The organism is Niveispirillum irakense DSM 11586 (assembly GCF_000429645.1).
Classification (GTDB): domain Bacteria; phylum Pseudomonadota; class Alphaproteobacteria; order Azospirillales; family Azospirillaceae; genus Niveispirillum; species Niveispirillum irakense.
Genome location: NZ_AUCG01000003.1, coordinates 56,744 through 74,613 on the forward strand (window position 1 = coordinate 56,744; position 17,870 = coordinate 74,613).

Here is a 17,870-nt window from a genome sequence, read left to right on the forward strand (position 1 = left end):
CCGGCGGAAGGGGAGGGGACCAATAAACAGACAGGCATCAAGGGATCAGGGCATCGCGGTGTCGAAGCCGAACCACTGCACCGACAGGTTCTTCATGCTGCCATCGGCCTTCATCTCCGCCAGCGCCTTGTTCAGCGCGGCCAGCAGGTCCGGCCGGTTCTTGGCGATGGCGATGCCCTGGCCCCGGCCAAACAGCCCGCCATCGAAACCGGGACCGAAAAAGCTGAAATCCTTGCCTTCCGGGCGTTGCAGGAAGGCGTTCCAGGTCACGGCATCGGCCAGCCCCACCTCAATCCGGCCGGTCTGCATGTCCAGTGCCAGATTTTCCTGCGTGTCATAGCGGCGCAGGGTGACGACATCCCCCAGATATTGTTCAGCGAAATTGGCATGGATGGTGGCTGTCTGCACGCCCATCACCTTGCCCTTCAGGGCGGCGCGCAGCTTGTCGATGGCGGCCTGTTCTTCCGGCGTAATTTCGGTCAGGTCCACCTTTTCCACCCCGAAATCCTCCTGCTGGAGCGGGTTGGCATTGGCGGAAACCAGATAGGCCGGGGTCGTGGTGTAGCCGGCGGAGAAATCCACAGCCTGCGCGCGCTCATCGGTGATGGACATGCCGGCAACGATGGCATCGAAACGGCCGGCCTGCAGCGCTGGGATCATCCCATCCCAGGCCTGGGCGACGAACTGGCATTCCGTCCCCATCCGCTTGCAGACATCCTTCATCATGTCGATCTCAAAACCGACCAGATCGCCGCTTGCGTCCACCATGTTATAGGGCGGATATGCCCCTTCCGTCGCCACGCGCAACGGGTTGGGGACGCCGCCGGCCGCATTGGTGCCCGCCGTCTGCCCGGCCTGATCATTCTGGCCGCAACCGGCCAGCGCCGTAACCCCCGCCAGCGCCAGCGCCGCGATCCACTTCTTCATGCCCGACCCTTTCTGAACCCAGATTATATCGTCTTGTTGGTTTGTAGTGTCCGGGTCCTGGCGGCCCGGCGTCAAGCCTCTTGGGGGCCCTGTCAGTGTTGGCCCTCACGGGTCAGGAACTGGCGGCACCGCTCACTTTTCGGATTGCCGAACACCTCTTCCGGCGTGCCCTGCTCCTCAATCCGGCCCTGATGCAGGAACACCACCTTGTGCGCCACTTCGCGGGCAAAGGCCATTTCATGGGTGACGATCAGCATCGTGGCCCCTTCGGTCGCCAGATCACGCATCACCCGCAGCACTTCCCCCACCAGTTCGGGGTCAAGAGCCGAGGTCGGCTCATCGAACAGCATCACCTGCGGCCCCATGGCCAGCATGCGGGCAATGGCGGCGCGCTGCTGCTGCCCGCCCGACATTTGCGACGGGTAGGCGTCCCGCTTGGTGGACAGGCCCACCTTGGCCAGCAGGCTTTCCGCCCTGGCCACCGCCTCTTCCCGGTTCTGCCCCAGCACATGGACCGGCGCTTCGATGATGTTCTCCAGCACCGTCATATGGGTCCAGAGATTGAAATTCTGGAACACCATGCCGCAGCGCTGGCGGATGCGGTCCACCTGACGCCGGTCGGCAGGCTGGGCCCGGCCTGCGCGATCCTTCTTCATGGCGATTTCCTCGCCCTGGATCAGCACGCGGCCATCATCGGGGATTTCCAGCAGGTTGATGCAGCGCAGCAGCGTGCTTTTGCCGGAACCGGAGGACCCGATCAGCGCCACCACCTCCCCTTGGGCCGCGGACAGCGACACGCCCTTCAAGACCTCATTATCGCCGAAACGCTTGTGAAGCCCGTCAATCTGGACAGCGGGGGCGGCAATGGCGGCTTGGGAAGGGGGCATCGGGGACCGGGGGCCAGAGAAACAGATCACCGGCAAAGCTAGCCTGCCATGCCGTGCTTGCGAAGGGGGAAAACCGGGCGGGCATGGATTGGGGGGCGGCACCGAACGCGGCAACGTGCTATGCCAGGATATTCACGCGCCTGCCCGTTGCCCTGAGAGCTGCCCTTATGGAACCGACCCCGAACCGGAGCACCCATTTCCTGTTCGAACATAAGGTGTTCACGCTGGAAGGGTGCCGCTTCGTCTGGTCCCGCAGTCTGGATGAAGCGGTGATGCGCTTCAAGCTGGGCAAGGTGGAAGCCGAAGTCGCGGTCGACAAGCTGGGCAATGAATTCAAGATCGACCCGAAATCCTTTGATGGCCAGCTTTTGGCCATGGTGGTCAAAGGGTTGAAATATGTGCGGGAAATCCGCCCCGGCGACACGATCCCCAACGAGTTGATCGACGGCACCGCCTCCTGGCGGGTGGATGACCGCCATTACCTGATCGCCAAGGGCCGCCTGACGGTGCAGATGGTCACCTGGCTGACGGGGGGCGAATCGGTTGTTTCCAGCCCGGAACAGCTTGAACAGATCGTGGAAGACCCCGGCATCAAGACCCGCGTGCGGGAGGCTTTCGCCGTCATCGCCAATAAGCTGGCGCTGGGCGGTGATGCCGAACAGGTGGTGGAAACCCGGATCGAGACATTGGCGAAGGAACTGTCTTTCATCGAGGCGCTGCGCGAGCGGGCGAACAACCTGTCCGCCATCCGCACCGGGCTGGAAGTGGCACACCGCATCTACAAGAATGAACGGACGCTGCGCGAAGAGGTGGTGCGGATGCAGACCCTCTGCCTGCCGCCTTTGACGGATATCGAGCAGCGTTTTGCGCAGGTTGACGCCCAGACAGGGGAAATCCTCGTCATGCTGGGCAAGTTCGACCAGAATATCCGCTATATCCGCGAGATGCGCGACGACCTGCACCAGACCCTGAGACCCTGGGATGAGGTGCTGGAGGATTGGGAAGGCGTGGTGGCGGAGAAGAGCCAGGCTTTCGAACTGGTGCTGAAAAAGACCTACCAGTTCCTGGCCCGCAGCTATTCCCAGGCCAAACATTGGCGTCTTGCTGCGCGTCCAGCCCCGCGGTAAGGGGGCAATATGGGGTTGAACATCTCGTTTGAAGTTTGTTTTCCACCAGTCCCTGCCACACCTGCTCAGCTTTGAGGACAGGATGCAAGTTCGGTATCATGGGCAGATGAAGGACAGAATACTCAGAGCGGTTTGCTTCTGGATCGCGGTCTTCGCAGGGCTCGCATCGGTGGCCGGCATTCTTGTCCCTCCCGTGCGCTTCATTCTACCGCCGTGCATGATCTTTGTCGGCGCAACAGCTTTCCTTCTCTTCTTGAGGATGCTTTTCAGCCGGACTTACCGACAGGGTATTGATGCCGTAAATCGGGAGATGCAGGGTAACGGTTCGTCCTGGCGCGGTCGGCGAATCAAGTTGCTCGACCCAGATTGGGGACTCTTCGGTAGCCGAGCGGGATCGCCGGCGCTGCTTTGGCTGCGAGCCGTGCTTTTCCTGGGGGCATTTGTCATGCAATTCCTCCGAAACAGGGTTGGGGATGAAGTTTTTTTGCTTTGGATCGCCGGCACCTTCGTCGCAATGTCTCTCAGCATGATGCACGCAGCGTTGTCGCAACCGCGCTGAGTTCATCCTGCCATGTCAGCCGGTATAAATTTACGACCTCGTATGAAGTTTGTTTTTCGCCATTCCCGCGTAGGTGGGCATGGCAGGTGAGAGAGCCGATCCGGTGCCCTTGCCCTGGATTATTCCCCCCTCACCCCGCCGCTTCACGCGCCAGATCGACCGGGCTGCGGAACAGCAGGTCACGCGGGTGGCAGCGGGCGATGAAGGCGGCGAAATCGCGCGCCTCGCCATGCACCACTTCGTGATAGGCGTCGAACAGATCCTCGTAGAGATGCAGTTCCTTCAACAGGGCCGTCTTCTGCTGGAGCGATGCCTGATCCACCAGATCGGTATGCAGCAGGGCCAGCCCCGCCACCCGCCATTCCGTGCCGGCGAAGAAGGGGATCAGCAGCAGGTTTTCCGCCTCGCCCGTGCCGGCGGAAAAGACCGTGCGGCCCAGGCGCAGGGCGCGGCGCTTGCTGCCGGCGGCAATGCGCCCGCCATCATAGCCCGAAGGCTGGCCGGCGGACCGCCCGGTCCGGGCCCCGGCCACCAGCTTCGGCCCATCCTTGCCTTCGCCGGCCAGCTTATAGACGATGCCGCCTGTCACCGCCGTCAGCACAGCGGAATAGGCGGTCAGGGTCTGGCGGTCGGCTTCCGACAGGGCTTCTGCCGCCACGCCCATTTCCGCCAGGGTGGACAGGATGGCCGGGGCCACTTCCCGCGTCGGGCGGGAAATGCCCACCGTCACCGTCTTGGCCTGATGGCGGATCGTGTCGATGGGGCGGCTGGTTTCTTCAAACAGGTCCCGCATCAAGGTGATGCCGTCTTCCAGCACCTTGTCCCGCTGGCTACCAGCCGCCGGTTCCTGCCGCAGTTTTTCCGCCAGCAGGGCCAACCGGGCAACGCCCTTGGGCGGCAGGGCGGCATCCTGTTCCCCCTGCGCGATGCGCTCCATCTCCACCTGCACTGCCTGGGTCAGGGGAGCCAGATTCTGGTCTTTTTCCACCAAGGCCTGTTCCAGCGCCACGCCCAGCGCGCGGAAACCCTGTGACCGCCGGTCAATGGCGCGGGCGGCGTGGAAACCCCAGAGGTGGCCCGCCACCGTCGCCAGCACAAAGTCCAGCCCGGCCCCGGCCGATGGCACCCGGATCACGCATTCGGCATAGGGGTCGAAGCAGGTTTCCCCCTTGGCGGCCACCACGATGGGTTTGCCGGCATGGGCTTTGAAGATCGCCACTTCCTTGGCCGTATCCTGTGCCAGCAGGGGCGGCAGGTCATTAGCGATGACCAGGGTCAGCGGCTCGGTCGACAGGTCGATATGCTTCTTATCCTCGGTATAATCGACCGGGATGGATTTGTAGCAAAGCTCCGACAGCTTGATGCGGATTTCCTCCGCCGCCACCTTGTTGGCCCCATTGCCCACCACCGCCCAATAGCGGTTATAGGGGGCATATTGCTCGGCACAGGCGGCAATGGCTGCCTCGTCATCCAGCACCTCCTGGATGCGGGCGGGCAGCCCTTCCAGGGCCACCAGTTCATCATGGATTTGCACCGGTCCCATGGTGCCCAGCGCATCGGCGATGCACAAAGCCGTCAGCTTGCCCGCCGTCACCTGGGAATAGAACGCTTTGGTGCTGGCCACGGCCATTTCAATGTCGCGGCCATCGCTGGTGAACAGGTGGCTGTCCGCCTTGCGCACCAGGGTGCTGTTGCGGCGGTTGACGATGGCGTGAATCCACGCCCCCGCCGCCCGCGCCAGATCGACCGTGCGGTTGGTGTCCGTCGTGGTGCCGGACTGGCTGATGGCAATCACCAGCGTATCATCCAGCGCCACCCCTTCCAGGTTGGAAGAAAGCTCCGACGCTTTCGCCGCTTCCACATGGATGGCGCTGCCGGTCAGGGCCTGGCGTAGCAGATGGGCGATTCCCATGCCGGCAATAGCCGCCGTGCCCTGGCCGGTGACGAAGATGCGGCGGATGGCCGGCTTTGCCGGATCGCTCAACCGCCGGCGCAAGGCGGCCCAGATGCCATCGGGGCCCAGATCGAAGCGGGCCTGCCGCCCGGCGCGGCTATAGCGGCCGATCAGCGTCTTGCGCACGCTGCCGGCGGATTCATGCACTTCCTTTTCAAAGAAATGTTCGAAATCACCACGGAAGATATCCCGGCTGAAAATCTCGATCGGGTCGGGCTTCAGCGCGATCGGCTGACCATCATCAATGGTGCGGGCGGTCAGCCCCGGTTCCCCCTCCGCCCTGGACAGGGTGACGGACAGGCCGCCTTTTTCCACCTTTGCCATGGCGATGGAGGCCCGCGCGCGCGGCGCCAGACCGTAATTCTCCGATGACAGGATCAACCCATCTGCCACTTCCGCCACGAACAGGGCCTGACCGCTGCCCTTCTGGCCCAGATACAGCCGGTCGGGGTCAGTGGGATGCAGCAGGCCGATGGCGACCGACCCTTCAAACCGGCGCAATGCTGCCAGGAAGCGGTCGGCGATGCCATTGCCGGACGACAGGCGGAAGATGACGGGGATGATCTTGGCATCGGTGGTGACAGGGGTGGGGATGGTGAAGCCGGCTGTAGCGACCAGCCCATCCTTCAGCGCCCGGTAATTGTCGATATCGCCATTCAGAACGCTGACAATATCGGCATCGGCGGCCAGCACCGACCCTTCATCTTCCGCCAGGGCGCCGTTCTGCGGGTGGCAGTTGGGCAGGTTGATCGCCCCATGGGAAGCCCAGCGCGTATGGGCGATGATACCCACCTGCTCCGTCCGCGCCGCCAGGGACCAGAGCAGACTATCAGCGCGAAGTTTGGCCCGGATGGCGCTGCCATTATCGCCCAGCTTGCCGATAAGCTGGGCCACCTTATAGGTAAAGCGCACCGTGGCGCCGCCATCGGGCAGCGGGTGGAAGGCAACGGCGCCGTCGCTGTCAAACCCGCCCTGGCCTCTGGCGGCGATGTTGGCATTATTGATCGGGCCGGGCAGGCGCAGTTGGATTGAAATGCCGGCACTGTCACGCCCGCGCACTTCCAGCCGGTCCAGATTCTCAATCACCTGCTCCACCGCCCAGGCGGTGAAATGCTGGGCGCGGACGGGGGCCGTGACCCCGTTCAGCAGGGACAGGGTGCGGTCAATATTGGCCAGTACCTCATGCGTCAACTGCCAGCCATAATCGCGCAACCGCTCGGCCATCCGTTCCACCCGCGGCTCGCGGGCTTGGGGGCCTTCCTTCAAGGCTGCTTCCAGGGCCGCGATGCGGGCGGCGGCGTCTGTCAGTGCCTGGCGCAATGCGGGTCGGTCGATCAGCGCCATATGGGTGGCAAACGCCATCAGATCATCAAACCGGGCATGCAGCGCATCCAGCGCCGCGCCGATCCCGTCCAGATCGGTGCTGTCGGCCCGGACCAGGGCGCTGGCAATCGCATCCATCCATGAGGTGTCGCGATCCTGCTGCCAGGAACGACCGGAAAGAAGGCCAGCGATGCCGCACATGATGATCACCTGATGTAAAGCGTTGATGCCTTGATACGCCGAGCCGGGGCCGCGGCGCAAACGGCCAGTGGCGGGACCGGCCCCGTCCTGGCGGCACCCGTCATAGGTCGGATTCATGGCAAAACAGCGTTCACCGTTTCTGTTTGGCGACCCCGTGCGGCCTGTGACAGGGTGCGCCCGGTTAAACCCCTGGCGGTGGAGCGGATCGGTGGCGCATGTGCTTGAGGGGCGGCGGCGGGCGGTGGCCGGCTGGTGCCTGTATGATTGGGCGATGTCGGCGTTCAATACCGTCATCGGCACTTTCGTGTTCAGCGTCTATTTCACCAAAGGGGTGGCGGGCGATCCTGATGGCGGGTCGGCAGACTGGGCCTTGATGCTGGGCCTGTCCGGCCTTGCCATCGCCATCCTGTCACCCATGCTGGGCGCGATTGCCGATAAGGGCGGGCGGGTGAAGCCCTGGCTGGGTGCCTTCACGGCCGCCGCCGTGCTGGGGGCGGCCCTGCTCTGGTTCGTGCGGCCGGACCCGTCCTATGCGCTGCTGGCGCTGGTGATTGTTGGCGTTGCCAGCACGGCGTTTGAACTGGCGAATGTTTTTTATAACGCCCTGCTGCCATCCCTGGCGCCGCAAAGCCATCTGGGTCGTGTCTCCGGCTGGGGCTGGGGGGTGGGCTATATTGGCGGGCTTTTGTCGCTGATGGCCTGTCTGCTCTTGCTGCTGCAAAGCGACACGCCCTTGTTTGGCCTGCTGGATACGGCGGAATCGGCCCCGGTGCGGGCGACATCTGTGCTGGTGGCGGTGTGGTACGGGCTGTTCGCCCTGCCGCTGTTTTTCTGGGTGCCGGACCGCAAGCCCACCGGTGTGCCGCTGGCCGCCACGGTGCGCGCGGGGCTTTCCACGTTGGTGGAAACGGTGCGCGCCCTGCCACGCCATGCCAATATGCTGCGGTTTCTGGTGGCGTCCGCCCTGTGGCGGGACGGGATCAACACGATCACGGCCTTTGGCGGCATCTATGCCGGCATCGTCTTCGGCATGGTGGAGGCGCAGTTGATCCTGTTCGCCATCCTGATCAATGTGTCTGCCGGCTTGGGGGCCATCGGCTTTGCCTGGCTGGATGACCGGATGGGCGCCAAGCCGACGCTGATCATCTCCCTTCTGGGGTTGATCGCGTCCAGCGTGATGCTGCTGATCATCGGCACACCGGCCTGGGATTGGGCGCCGGACCTGAACCTGCCGCTGGATTTCACGCCCGACCAGCAATGGCTGCTGATGTTGGGTCTGATGCTGGGCTGTTTCTTCGGCCCGGCGCAGGCGGCGGCGCGGTCCATGATGGCACGGCTGGCCCCGGCGGGGATGGAGACGGAGTTTTTCGGCATCTATGCCCTGACCGGTCGTGCCGTCGGCATCCTCGGGCCGCTGCTTTATGGCGCTGCCGTCACCCTGTTTGCCAGCCAGCGTGCCGGCATGATGACGGTGGTGGTGCTGTTCATCCTGGGGCTGCTTTTGTTGCTGCGCGTGCGGGAGCCGGGGCGGGGCGCCTGAGACGGGTGCTGGAAGGATGAATGGGGGCCGCCACCCCCTTGGGGAGATGATGGCGGCCCCCATCCACGGTGGGACCAACGGATCTGTTTGGGGCGCGAGAGGCCCGCCGGTCCAACCGGTTGGGGAATATCGTGGAGGCGGCGTCAGCGGTGGAAATGGTCGGACAGGCCCTTGGCTTCCATCTCCGCCTTGATAAAGCCGGCATCGGCCACCTGAACGTGCTGCCCTGCATCCGTATCAGCCCGCAGCAGGGGGCGGCCTGTGCCAGCGGCCAGGGCAGATGCCAGCATCAGGGCCAGCGTCGCCAACACCAGTCCGATGGCGGACAGGCGGCGTTGATCGGGGCTGCGGCGGCGGATCAGGATCTGGGACATGGGGGCTTCTCCGTCTTGTGGCCTCCACGCCTCAAGCGGCGGTGGCAAGACGTAGAAGACAGGGCGGAATTGGCGCCTCTTGGCCGGGATGGCGGCGATTTTGCGGCAGTTTCGCCGCCAACCCGTGGCGCGGTTTCTTGGGCCGGCCTCTCTTGATCGTGACCGATCAAGAGAGGTTTCGTTTTCCCTCAGCGCCGGGCGGCGGCATCTGCCGCCTTGGCTCGCGGCGCACGAGCGCCGGGCTGGCAGTCGCCAGCCTCCAATCTGCCAAGGGTTAAACCCTCGGCAGATTGATATTACTTCTTTTTCTGGCTGTCGGCCTTTTCCGTTTCCAGGCGCGACAGGGCGTTCAGATTGTCGGTGGCATTTTCAGCCGCAGGCGTGCCGGGGGCAACGCGGCGCACGCTTTCCCAATCTGCCTTGGCGCGCACGCCATCGCCGGCATCGGCGCGCAGATTGCCGCGCAGCAGCAGGGCCTGCCCGTTCTGCGGTGCCAGGCTCAGCGCCATTTCCACATCATCCATGGCCTTGCTGTTCAGCGCCAGGATACGGTGGGCCTGGGCACGCAAAAGCCAGGCTTCCGCCTGTTTCGGGGCCTTAGCGATAACCTTGTCCAAATCCTCGATCGCTTCCCAATAGCGCTCGGCACTGGCGCGCGCGATGGCGCGGTCGGTCAGGATCTGGATATCGTCGGGCATCAGGGCCAGGGCCTTGCCATAGGCGGCATCGGCCTGATCCAGCTTATGCGCATTCAGCCAGGACAGGGCCGCACGGGACCAGAGATCGGCCCGGGCGGCGGCGCTATCGCGCGTCAGTTCCTGGGCCGACGCTTCCAGCTTCGGGGCGGCCAGTTCCCAATCCCCGCGCAGCATCAGGGCCAGGGCCTGACACAGCCGGGCATCGGCAGCGCCGCCCTGCTTTTCCCACAGCTTGGCCTCTTCAAAGGCAAAATCGGGCAGGTCTTCGGCCCGCTGCAGGCAGGCGGCCCGACCGGTGAACATTGCCTGTGCTGATGCCGGCAGCGGGGCGGCGGCCATGCCGGCCAGCAGCAGCCCCGCCAGGGCCAGGGCGCGTCGTGGCCGGGGGGGCATAAGGGTAGGATTGAGTGTTCGCATCATGGCGGGGTACAAGGGGCCATCCTGTGCTGTCTGTCCAGTGGCAAAGATTTAATGTCCGACTTTCACGCCCCCGCGCCCGGCCGCCTGTTTGTTTTCGGCATGGGCTATAGCGCCCGCCATCTGGCGGCGACCTTGCTGGCGGCGGGCTGGCGGGTGGCCGGCACCACCCGTTCGCCCGAAAAGGCGGCAGAATTGCGGGCGATGGGGGTGGAGCCGTTCCTGTTCGACCGGGACCAGCCACTGGCGGATGCCGCCGCAGCGCTCGCCGGCACCACCCACCTTCTTGCCTCCGTCCCGCCGGATGGGGCGGGGGAGCCGGTGCTGGATGCCCATGGCACCGATATCGCAGCCCTGTCCGGACTGGCCTGGGCCGGGTATCTGTCCACCACCGGGGTTTATGGCGATACGGGCGGCACCTGGGTGACGGAAGATGCACCCCTGAAGGCCACCGGCACCCGCGGGCTGCGCCGGGTGGCGGCAGAGCAAGGCTGGCTGGACCTGTTTCAGAACCAGGGCATGCCTGTCCATATTTTCCGCCTGCCCGGCATCTATGGGCCGGGCCGCAGCGCCATTGATGCCCTGCGCCAGGGCACGGCGCGGCGCATTGACAAGCCTGGCCACCGGTTTGGCCGTATCCATGTTGTGGATATTGCCGGTGCGCTGATGGCTTCCATGGCGCGGCCTTATCCGGGCCGGGTCTATAATGTGGTGGATGATGAACCGGCGGAAAGTGCCGCCGTCGTCGCCCATGCCGCCGACCTGCTGGGCGTGCCGCCGCCGCCGCTACAGGCCTTTGATCCGCAGGCCCTGGGGCCGATGGCGGCCAGCTTCTATGCCGATAACCGGCTGGTCACCAATGACAGGCTGAAAGCGGAACTTGGCTATCGCCTGACCTATCCCAGCTTCCGCGACGGGCTGGCGGCCCAACTGGTGGCAGAACGGCAAGGCTGAAAAGCGCTGCTTCCATCTTTGCGTTGAAAATTCAGCCGGATTCCCAATGTCTGTCAGGGGATGGTGAACCCATCTCCCGTCCGACCGTTAGCCTTGATGACCGGAAGCAGAAGAGGGAACACCCGCGCCATGGCCGATCAACCCGCATCCCCCGCCGATAACAGTGACGATCCGGCGGCAGAATTGCGCCGCTATCGCTGGATGGCCGGCGGCTGTCTGGCTGTGGCGGCGGGCGGCTGGGCTGTCAGCCATATGGGGTTGCTGCCGCCGGAAGGGGCGGCGGGCCTGCGCGCGGTGGCGGAAGCGGGGATGATTGGCGGGCTGGCCGACTGGTTTGCCGTGACGGCTTTGTTCCGCCGGCCGCTGGGCCTGCCCATCCCGCACACGGCCCTGGTGCCACGCAACCGTGACCGGATCGCCGACGGCATCGCCGCCTATATTGACAAGGAATTCCTGGAACCGGGCATGCTGGTGGAGCAGATCCGCCGCATGGACCCGGCCAGCCGTCTGGGCCGCCTGCTGGCCGATCCGGCGGCGCGGGATAAGCTGACCGATCTGGTGATGGGGCTGCTGCCGGGATTGCTGCGCGCCGATCAGGAAGCTGCCATCCGCCAGACCTTGATCACCGCCGTGTCGGACGGGCTGGCGCGGGCCGATCTGCGGCCCGTGCTGGCCCAGGGGCTGCGGTCGCTGATGCGGTCGGAAACGGTGGAGCCGCTGATCGCGGAACTGGCGGACCGGCTGATTGATTTCGTCCATACAAGGCGCGGCTGGTTGCAGGAGGTGGTCAGCGGTCGGTCCCGCTGGTGGATGCCATCCGCCGTGGACAAGACCCTGGCCAATACCATGACCGATGCACTGCTGGGCCATCTCTACGATCTGCGCACCCCCAATTCCCCCGCTGGACAGGATTTGCGCCGCTGGCTGGAGGCTTTGCCGGACGAGGTGGAACAGGGCGGCCCCCTGGCGGAACGGCTGTTGGCCGCCGCCCGCCGGCTGCTGGGGCCGGAGAGCCTGGGCCCCCTGGTGGCGGATGCGCTGGGCGGGCTGCGTCAGGCGGTCCTGGCCGATATGGGCCGCCCCGATGGCCGCATCCGCGATCTGGTCAGTGGGGCGATCGGCTCCGCTGCCGGCCAGTTGGATGATCCCACCTTGCGGGAACGGATCAACCATAGTGTGGAACAGACCTTCCAGGGCTCCATCCCTCGCTGGCGGGAGGCGATCCGCGGGTTCATCACCGGCACCCTCAAGGCGCAGGATGTGGACCAGTTCACCGACAAACTGGAACAAAGGGTGGGCCGCGACCTGCAATTCATCCGCATCAACGGCACCATCCTGGGGGCGGCCATTGGCGGGCTGCTGTTCGTGCTGAATGGCTGGTTGTCTTAGCTGTCTGGATGAAGGCCCCGGCTGGGACCGGGGCCGTGTGATCCTTTGCCTATCCGGCTGATTGTGCCGGGACCGGGCAGACGGGCTGGAGGCGGGCTTGTCGCCATTCCCAAGCCAGGGCGGCAGCACTGATCACCACACCCAGCAGCGCCAGGTGCAGCCGGTAAGGCTCGTAATAGGCCAACAGCAGATCGGCGCCGAAGGCCAGCAGCAAAATCTTGTTGCAGGTCGGGCAGGCGATGCCGAGAAAACCCAGCACCGCGCCGATACCGGTGCCGCGCACGGCACAGCGCGGTCGCCGGATGGCGGCATAGGTGCCGATCAGCACGGCCTGCACCGCCAGCAGCCAGACCTCAAACCCCTGGGTCGGGGTCATGCGGGCAAAAAGCGGGTTGGGCCACAGGGCTGTGACCGTTCCCAGCAGCAGGAAGATGCCAATCGCCACCGCGATGCCGCGCCCATATCGGACAGGGGGCCGCATCATGGTGTGTCCCCCGTCCCCTTGGATCGGACATCGGCCACCACCCGGCGCATCATGTCCAGGTCCATCCCGCCGGGGACGATATAGTCCCCGATGACGAAACTGGGGGTGCCGCGTAATTGCAGCATGGCCGCCTGTGCGGCTGTCTGGTTCAGGGCCTCGTCCATTTCCGCCTTGCGGTCCGACAGGTCCTTTTCGGCCCGCGTCAGGTCCAGGCCGGCGGCCTGGGCGGCGGCGCGGATATTGTCCTCTCCCAGCCGGCCGGGGATCTTCATCAGCGCATCATGGACCTGGGGATAAAGGCCCTGCCAGCGGGCCGCCAGGGCCAATCGCGAGGCAAGAAGGGAAGGCGGGCCGAAGGTCGGCCAATGTTTGTGGATGATGCGAACCTTGGGGTCTGTGGCCGCCAGTGCTGCCACAACGGGATGCACCCGCCGGCAGACCGGGCATTGATAATCGAAATATTCAATGACGGTGACATCGCCTTCCGGGTTGGCGGCGATGACGGCGCTGGGCCTCTGCGCCAGGGGATTGGGTCCCATTTCGGCGACAAAAGACGGGGCGGCTTCGGTTCGCGGGGATGCAAGATGGGTGGCAATGATGGCGCCCCCGCCCAGCAGGGCAGCCCCTGCGAACAGGACATATTTTCTGAAACGCTGCGGGATCATGGGTTATTCCCTGATCGGAGGATGGATATCCCCGGACGGACCATGGCATGGCGCAGAACATCCGGCCGCAGGGCCGGGGAAGCGTCCGGGGGAGAGATGATCCGGGTGGTCAGGCGGCGCGGCGCGGGGGCGGCAGGTCCGGGGTGGGGGTGATCCCGCGCCCCGGCTCGTTGCGCGGTGGCATATAGCGGCTGGTACGCGCGGCGGGCGGGTCCAGCAGCGTGGTTGCCAGGGGCAGGCCCATCAGGCCGGACGGGCAGGCTTGCATCTTGGGGCAGGGGGCCAGATCGGCCCTTTGCGCCCGGTACGCCGGGGCCTTTGTCAGGGATGGCGGCATCACGGTTCCCGAAAGGGTGGTCACCATCCCCGGACCATTGGCATGGGCGACGGCCCATACCGGACCGGGCCGCCCGCCCGCCAGCAGCACGGCCAGCATCAGCAGGCCGAACAGAAATCCCGGAACCGTCTTGATCAGGCGTGCCATCAGGCCCTTCTTATCCGCGACAGGGCGGGGCGATGCCTCCAATCTGGGGGGTGATCCGGCTGGGGGCAAGTTTTTCCACCCACTTTTGCCCCTTCATCAGCCGGTAGCCTGTCCCGCCTGCCGGTCGCGGGCAATGTCCAGGAAGACATCTTCCATCGTCGCGCGGCCATAGCGGTCCAGCAGGTCGGCAGGCGTGCCGCGATCCACGATGCGCCCGCCCTTCATCATCAGCACGCCATGGCACAGCCGCTCCACCTCCGCCATGTTGTGGCTGGCCAGCAGGATGGTGGCGCCGGTGCGGTCGCGGAACCGCTCCAGATATGTGCGTATCCAGTCTGCCGTGTCGGGGTCCAGGCTGGCCGTCGGCTCATCCAGCAGCAGCACTTCCGGATCGTTCAGCAGTGCTTTGGCCAGGGCTACCCGCGTCTTCTGCCCGGCAGACAGGGCGCCTGACGGGCGGTGCAGAAAACCTGTCAGTTCCAGCGCTTCCGCCAGTTCGGCGATGCGCTGTTTCAAGCCTGTGAGCCCATAAAGATGGCCATAGACGGTCAGGTTCTCCTGCACCGTCAACCGATGTGGCAGATCGACATAGGGGCTGGAGAAATTCATGCGCGGCAGCACGCGATAGCGCTCCGTCAGCATGTCATGGCCCAGGATGCGCACGGTGCCCGCCGTCGGCAGCAGCAGCCCCAGCAGGATGGAGATGGTGGTGGTCTTGCCTGCCCCGTTGCCGCCCAGCAGGGCGACGGTATGGCCGGCCGGCACATCGAAGCCGATACCATCCAGGGCCGTGGCGCTACCGAACCTCTTGGTCAGATCGCGGACATGGATGGCAGGTTCATGGCTTGCAACGGCGCTGTCAGTCGACATGGAAAAGGATATGGTCCCGATTCTGGAGATGAAGTGTCCTGGTTACGGTCTGCCGGCCGGGCCGGCGATGAACAACCCCTGCCGACAGTGCCGACAGGGGGCAACTATGGTGGGACATCGGCATGAGTGAAGCAACCCCGAATAACCAGCCGGCCCTGGTGCCGGCGGCCCTCAGTCCCGTGGCTGAAGGCCGGGTCAGCGCCCGCACCCTGGTTACCATCCGCTGGGCGGCTATTGTGGGCCAGGCGGCGACGCTGGCCATCGTGATGCAGGGGCTGGGCATGCACCTGCTGTTGCCCCACGCGCTGGGGGCCGTGCTGGTGTCGGTTGCGGTCAACCTGTTCGCCGTGCGCCGGCTGCGCCAGCAGCCCTTCCTGGCTGACCGGGATGCCGCCCTTTATCTCGCCTATGACATGGTACAGTTGGCCGTGCTGCTGTACCTGACCGGCGGGCTGGATAATCCCTTCGCCGTCATGATGCTGGCGCCGCTGACCGTGGCGGCCAGTGCCCTGGGCCGGACGGCGGTGGCATCGCTGACGGCCCTGGCTGTGCTGTGTTTCACTGCCCTGGCCCTGGTGGCCCTGCCGCTGCCCTGGCCGGGGCAGGAGGAGGCGGGGCTGCCCTTGCTGTACCGGTTCGGGGTCTGGGCGGCGCTCACCCTCTCATCCGGTTTCATCGCGGCCTATTTGTTCCAGGTGGCGCAGGGGGCGCGGCGCCTGTCCATGGCGCTGAATGCCAGCCAGGAGAGTCTGGCCCGCGCCCATCATGTATCGGCTGTCGGTGCGCTGGCGGCGGCGGCGGCGCATGAACTGGGCAGCCCGCTGGGCACCATCGCCGTGGTGGCCAAGGAACTGGCCCGCGATATCGACCCTGCCAGCCCGATGGCGGAAGATGTGGCCCTGCTGCAAAGTCAGGTCGCCCGCTGCCGCGACATTTTGGCCGAACTGTCGCGCCATCCGGGTGACCGGGGCGGGGCGGAACCGATTGTGCCGATGCCCGCCCTGATTGAGACGGTGGCCAGCCCCTATGCCCGGCCTGAGATCGCCCTGGAGATCGAAAGCCTGAACGAACCGGAAGACGGGCCGCCCTCTGTCCAGTCGGTGCCGGAGGTGGTGCATGGGTTGGCCAATATCCTTCAGAATGCCATGCAGTTCGCCCGTTCCCGCGTGCGGGTGACCATCGACTGGGCGGGACCCGGCCTGACCCTGACCGTGGCGGATGACGGGCCGGGTTACCCGCCCGCCCTGCTGGACCGGCTGGGGGAGCCTTATGTCAGCGGGCGCAGCCTTGCCGCGCGGGAGACGGCAGGCAATATGGGGCTGGGATTGTTCATCGCGCAGAGCCTGCTGGAGCGGTCCGGGGCCTCTGTACGCTATGCCAATGGGAAAAGCGGTGGGGCGGCTGTTGCCATTCGCTGGAAAACGCCTAGCTTCACCGTGTAGAACCATTCCCGCCTGAAGAATCGTCGAAAGCACGAAGAATGAGCGAAAGCGATGATGTCCTCAACACGGCGGACCAGCCGAAGCTGACCTTTACCGGTGATGCCTCGCGCAGCCTGCTGATCGTCGATGACGATGCGCCCTTCCGCACCCGTCTGGCCCGCGCCATGGAGCGGCGCGGTTTTGATGTCGTGGCCGTGGATACCGTGAATATGGGTGTCGAAGTGGCGCATGAAAGCGCGCCGCGCTACGCCGTGGTCGATCTGCGCCTGGGCGACGGATCGGGCCTGGATGTGGTCAAGGCCCTGCGCGACGCTCGGCCCGATGCCCGCATCGTCATGCTGACCGGCTATGGCAATATCGCCACCGCCGTGGCCGCGGTGAAGTTCGGTGCGGTGGATTATCTGCCCAAGCCGGCCGATGCCGATGCCGTGGAATCGGCACTGCTGGCCGATGGGCCGCTGCCGCCGCCGCCGGAAAGCCCGATGTCGGCCGACCGGGTGCGGTGGGAACATATCCAGCGCGTGTTCGAACAGTGCGACCGCAACGTGTCGGAAACGGCCCGCCGCCTGAAGATGCACCGTCGCACGCTTCAGCGCATTTTGAACAAGCACGCGCCGCGGGCCTGATGCCCGGCGCGTGATGCCAAAGTAGCTGGTGCCAAGTGGGTGATGGTTGAGGGGGGAAGCTTTGGCTTCCCCCGCCCGTCAGGGGGCCACGGCTTCCGGTTCGATGTAGCGGAAGCCGATATTCTTGGCCTGGGCACCTTCACGCTCCGGCACCCGCGACTCGAACTTGGTGGTCTGGTTCGGGAACAGGCGGCGCACGGGCGGGATGATGCGCCAGGCAAACAATTCCTTGCCATCCTCACCATAGGCCACGGCCTGGATATCGGGCACGTCGCGCTGCCGGTCGGACTGGTTGGTGATTGCCCCGGTCACGAACAGCAGGTTGATCCCTTCCAGATCGCGCACTTCCACCTTGGTGGTCTTGCTGTCGCCGGGTGCGGTCAGGCCGGTGCCGATCAATTCCGCCAGACCCACCATTTCATACAGGCGGAAAGAGGCGGGCCAGACATCCATCACCTTGTCCCGGCCCAGCACGGCCCCGCCACCAACCAGCACCAGGGCGGCGGTGATGCCGCTCCAGGCCAGCAGGCTGCGCAGGCGGTCCTTGTTGAGCCGCGTACCCGGCAGGGCTGGCAGGTTGGAGCCCTTGGGGAGCGGACGCTGCCGCATCGACCGCATCAGCGGCGCGACATCATCTTCGGGCTTCTCGTTCGCGGCCATGGAATCGGCGCCCGTCGGCTCCTCCTCCCTCCCCTTCATGGCGAAGGGCGGCGGTGGGGAAGGGGGGGCCTTTTCCCGTGCGTCGGGCCGTGACGGCGCCGGTTTGGCCGGGCGGGTGCCGGGGGGCGGCTCGGCAAACCAGATATGGCCGCACTGTCCGCATTTCACGCGCCGGCCCTGGCCCAGCAGCCCCGCATCGAGCATGAAGCGTTTTGTGCAGGACGGACAGGTCAGGATCATCGGATATGGGCGCCTGGGAAACGGGCGGGAAGACGTATGATCCGTTATA

Annotated in this window: 16 protein-coding genes; 6 read left to right on the forward strand and 10 right to left on the reverse strand. The window is 65.3% G+C overall.

Going from position 1 to position 17,870, the window contains the following annotated elements; genetic code table 11:
* Window positions 1–45: 45 nt before the first annotated feature.
* Window positions 46–927 (reverse strand): transporter substrate-binding domain-containing protein, encoded by an 882-nt coding sequence (locus G473_RS0101725; RefSeq protein ID WP_029011690.1) that lies wholly within the window; start codon window positions 925–927, stop codon window positions 46–48.
* 92 nt (window positions 928–1,019) lie between these two features.
* The gene (locus tag G473_RS0101730) at window positions 1,020–1,814 is read right to left on the reverse strand and encodes an ABC transporter ATP-binding protein (RefSeq protein WP_029011691.1); all 795 of its coding nucleotides are present in this window, start codon (window positions 1,812–1,814) and stop codon (window positions 1,020–1,022) included.
* 167 nt (window positions 1,815–1,981) lie between these two features.
* On the opposite strand from G473_RS0101730, the gene G473_RS24525 reads away from it, so the two are divergent.
* Window positions 1,982–2,941 (forward strand): hypothetical protein, encoded by a 960-nt coding sequence (locus G473_RS24525; RefSeq protein ID WP_035704984.1) that lies wholly within the window; start codon window positions 1,982–1,984, stop codon window positions 2,939–2,941.
* A 689-nt stretch (window positions 2,942–3,630) separates the two neighbouring features.
* Here the strand turns inward: G473_RS24525 and G473_RS24530 are convergent.
* Complete coding sequence (locus tag G473_RS24530; protein ID WP_084437577.1) at window positions 3,631–6,978, reverse strand: SIS domain-containing protein; 3,348 nt, start codon at window positions 6,976–6,978, stop codon at window positions 3,631–3,633.
* Window positions 6,979–7,186: 208 nt separating this feature from the next.
* Between G473_RS24530 and G473_RS0101750 the strand changes: the two genes are divergently transcribed.
* Entirely contained in the window at window positions 7,187–8,518 is a 1,332-nt protein-coding gene (locus G473_RS0101750; RefSeq protein ID WP_029011693.1) for an MFS transporter, read from the forward strand.
* 143 nt (window positions 8,519–8,661) lie between these two features.
* Here the strand turns inward: G473_RS0101750 and G473_RS0101755 are convergent, their stop codons facing one another.
* Window positions 8,662–8,892: a hypothetical protein gene (locus G473_RS0101755; protein ID WP_029011694.1), complete on the reverse strand. Its 231-nt coding sequence runs from the start codon at window positions 8,890–8,892 to the stop codon at window positions 8,662–8,664.
* A gap of 296 nt (window positions 8,893–9,188) precedes the next feature.
* Window positions 9,189–10,010: a tetratricopeptide repeat protein gene (locus G473_RS24535; protein WP_154667212.1), complete on the reverse strand. Its 822-nt coding sequence runs from the start codon at window positions 10,008–10,010 to the stop codon at window positions 9,189–9,191.
* Between the two features lie 51 nt (window positions 10,011–10,061).
* Between G473_RS24535 and G473_RS0101765 the strand changes: the two genes are divergently transcribed.
* Both G473_RS0101765 and G473_RS0101770 read left to right on the forward strand, forming a co-directional pair.
* Window positions 10,062–10,961 (forward strand): SDR family oxidoreductase, encoded by a 900-nt coding sequence (locus G473_RS0101765; protein ID WP_029011695.1) that lies wholly within the window; start codon window positions 10,062–10,064, stop codon window positions 10,959–10,961.
* A 129-nt stretch (window positions 10,962–11,090) separates the two neighbouring features.
* Complete coding sequence (locus tag G473_RS0101770) at window positions 11,091–12,350, forward strand: DUF445 domain-containing protein (protein WP_029011696.1); 1,260 nt, start codon at window positions 11,091–11,093, stop codon at window positions 12,348–12,350.
* Window positions 12,351–12,399: 49 nt separating this feature from the next.
* Here G473_RS0101770 and G473_RS24540 read toward each other — a convergent pair whose 3' ends face one another.
* From G473_RS24540 to G473_RS0101790, 4 genes are all read right to left on the reverse strand, one after another.
* Window positions 12,400–12,834 carry a hypothetical protein gene (locus G473_RS24540; RefSeq protein ID WP_154667213.1) on the reverse strand — a complete coding sequence of 145 codons (435 nt, stop codon included), beginning with the start codon at window positions 12,832–12,834 and terminating at the stop codon, window positions 12,400–12,402.
* On the reverse strand, window positions 12,831–13,499 hold the full coding sequence (locus G473_RS24545) for a DsbA family protein (protein ID WP_051329777.1): 669 nt from the start codon (window positions 13,497–13,499) through the stop codon (window positions 12,831–12,833). The genes G473_RS24540 and G473_RS24545 overlap by 4 nt, the downstream gene beginning before the upstream one ends.
* A 109-nt stretch (window positions 13,500–13,608) precedes the next feature.
* Window positions 13,609–13,983 carry a hypothetical protein gene (locus tag G473_RS0101785; RefSeq protein WP_154667214.1) on the reverse strand — a complete coding sequence of 125 codons (375 nt, stop codon included), beginning with the start codon at window positions 13,981–13,983 and terminating at the stop codon, window positions 13,609–13,611.
* Between the two features lie 96 nt (window positions 13,984–14,079).
* The gene (locus tag G473_RS0101790) at window positions 14,080–14,853 is read right to left on the reverse strand and encodes an ABC transporter ATP-binding protein (RefSeq protein ID WP_035704986.1); all 774 of its coding nucleotides are present in this window, start codon (window positions 14,851–14,853) and stop codon (window positions 14,080–14,082) included.
* Between the two features lie 122 nt (window positions 14,854–14,975).
* Between G473_RS0101790 and G473_RS0101795 the strand changes: the two genes are divergently transcribed.
* The gene (locus G473_RS0101795) at window positions 14,976–16,295 is read left to right on the forward strand and encodes an ActS/PrrB/RegB family redox-sensitive histidine kinase (RefSeq protein ID WP_029011699.1); all 1,320 of its coding nucleotides are present in this window, start codon (window positions 14,976–14,978) and stop codon (window positions 16,293–16,295) included.
* Window positions 16,296–16,333: 38 nt separating this feature from the next.
* Window positions 16,334–16,921: an ActR/PrrA/RegA family redox response regulator transcription factor gene (locus G473_RS0101800; protein WP_029011700.1), complete on the forward strand. Its 588-nt coding sequence runs from the start codon at window positions 16,334–16,336 to the stop codon at window positions 16,919–16,921.
* 78 nt (window positions 16,922–16,999) lie between these two features.
* Here the strand turns inward: G473_RS0101800 and G473_RS0101805 are convergent, their stop codons facing one another.
* Window positions 17,000–17,821, reverse strand: a complete 822-nt coding sequence (locus tag G473_RS0101805; protein ID WP_029011701.1) for a zinc-ribbon domain-containing protein — start codon at window positions 17,819–17,821, stop codon at window positions 17,000–17,002.
* Window positions 17,822–17,870 lie beyond the last annotated feature (49 nt).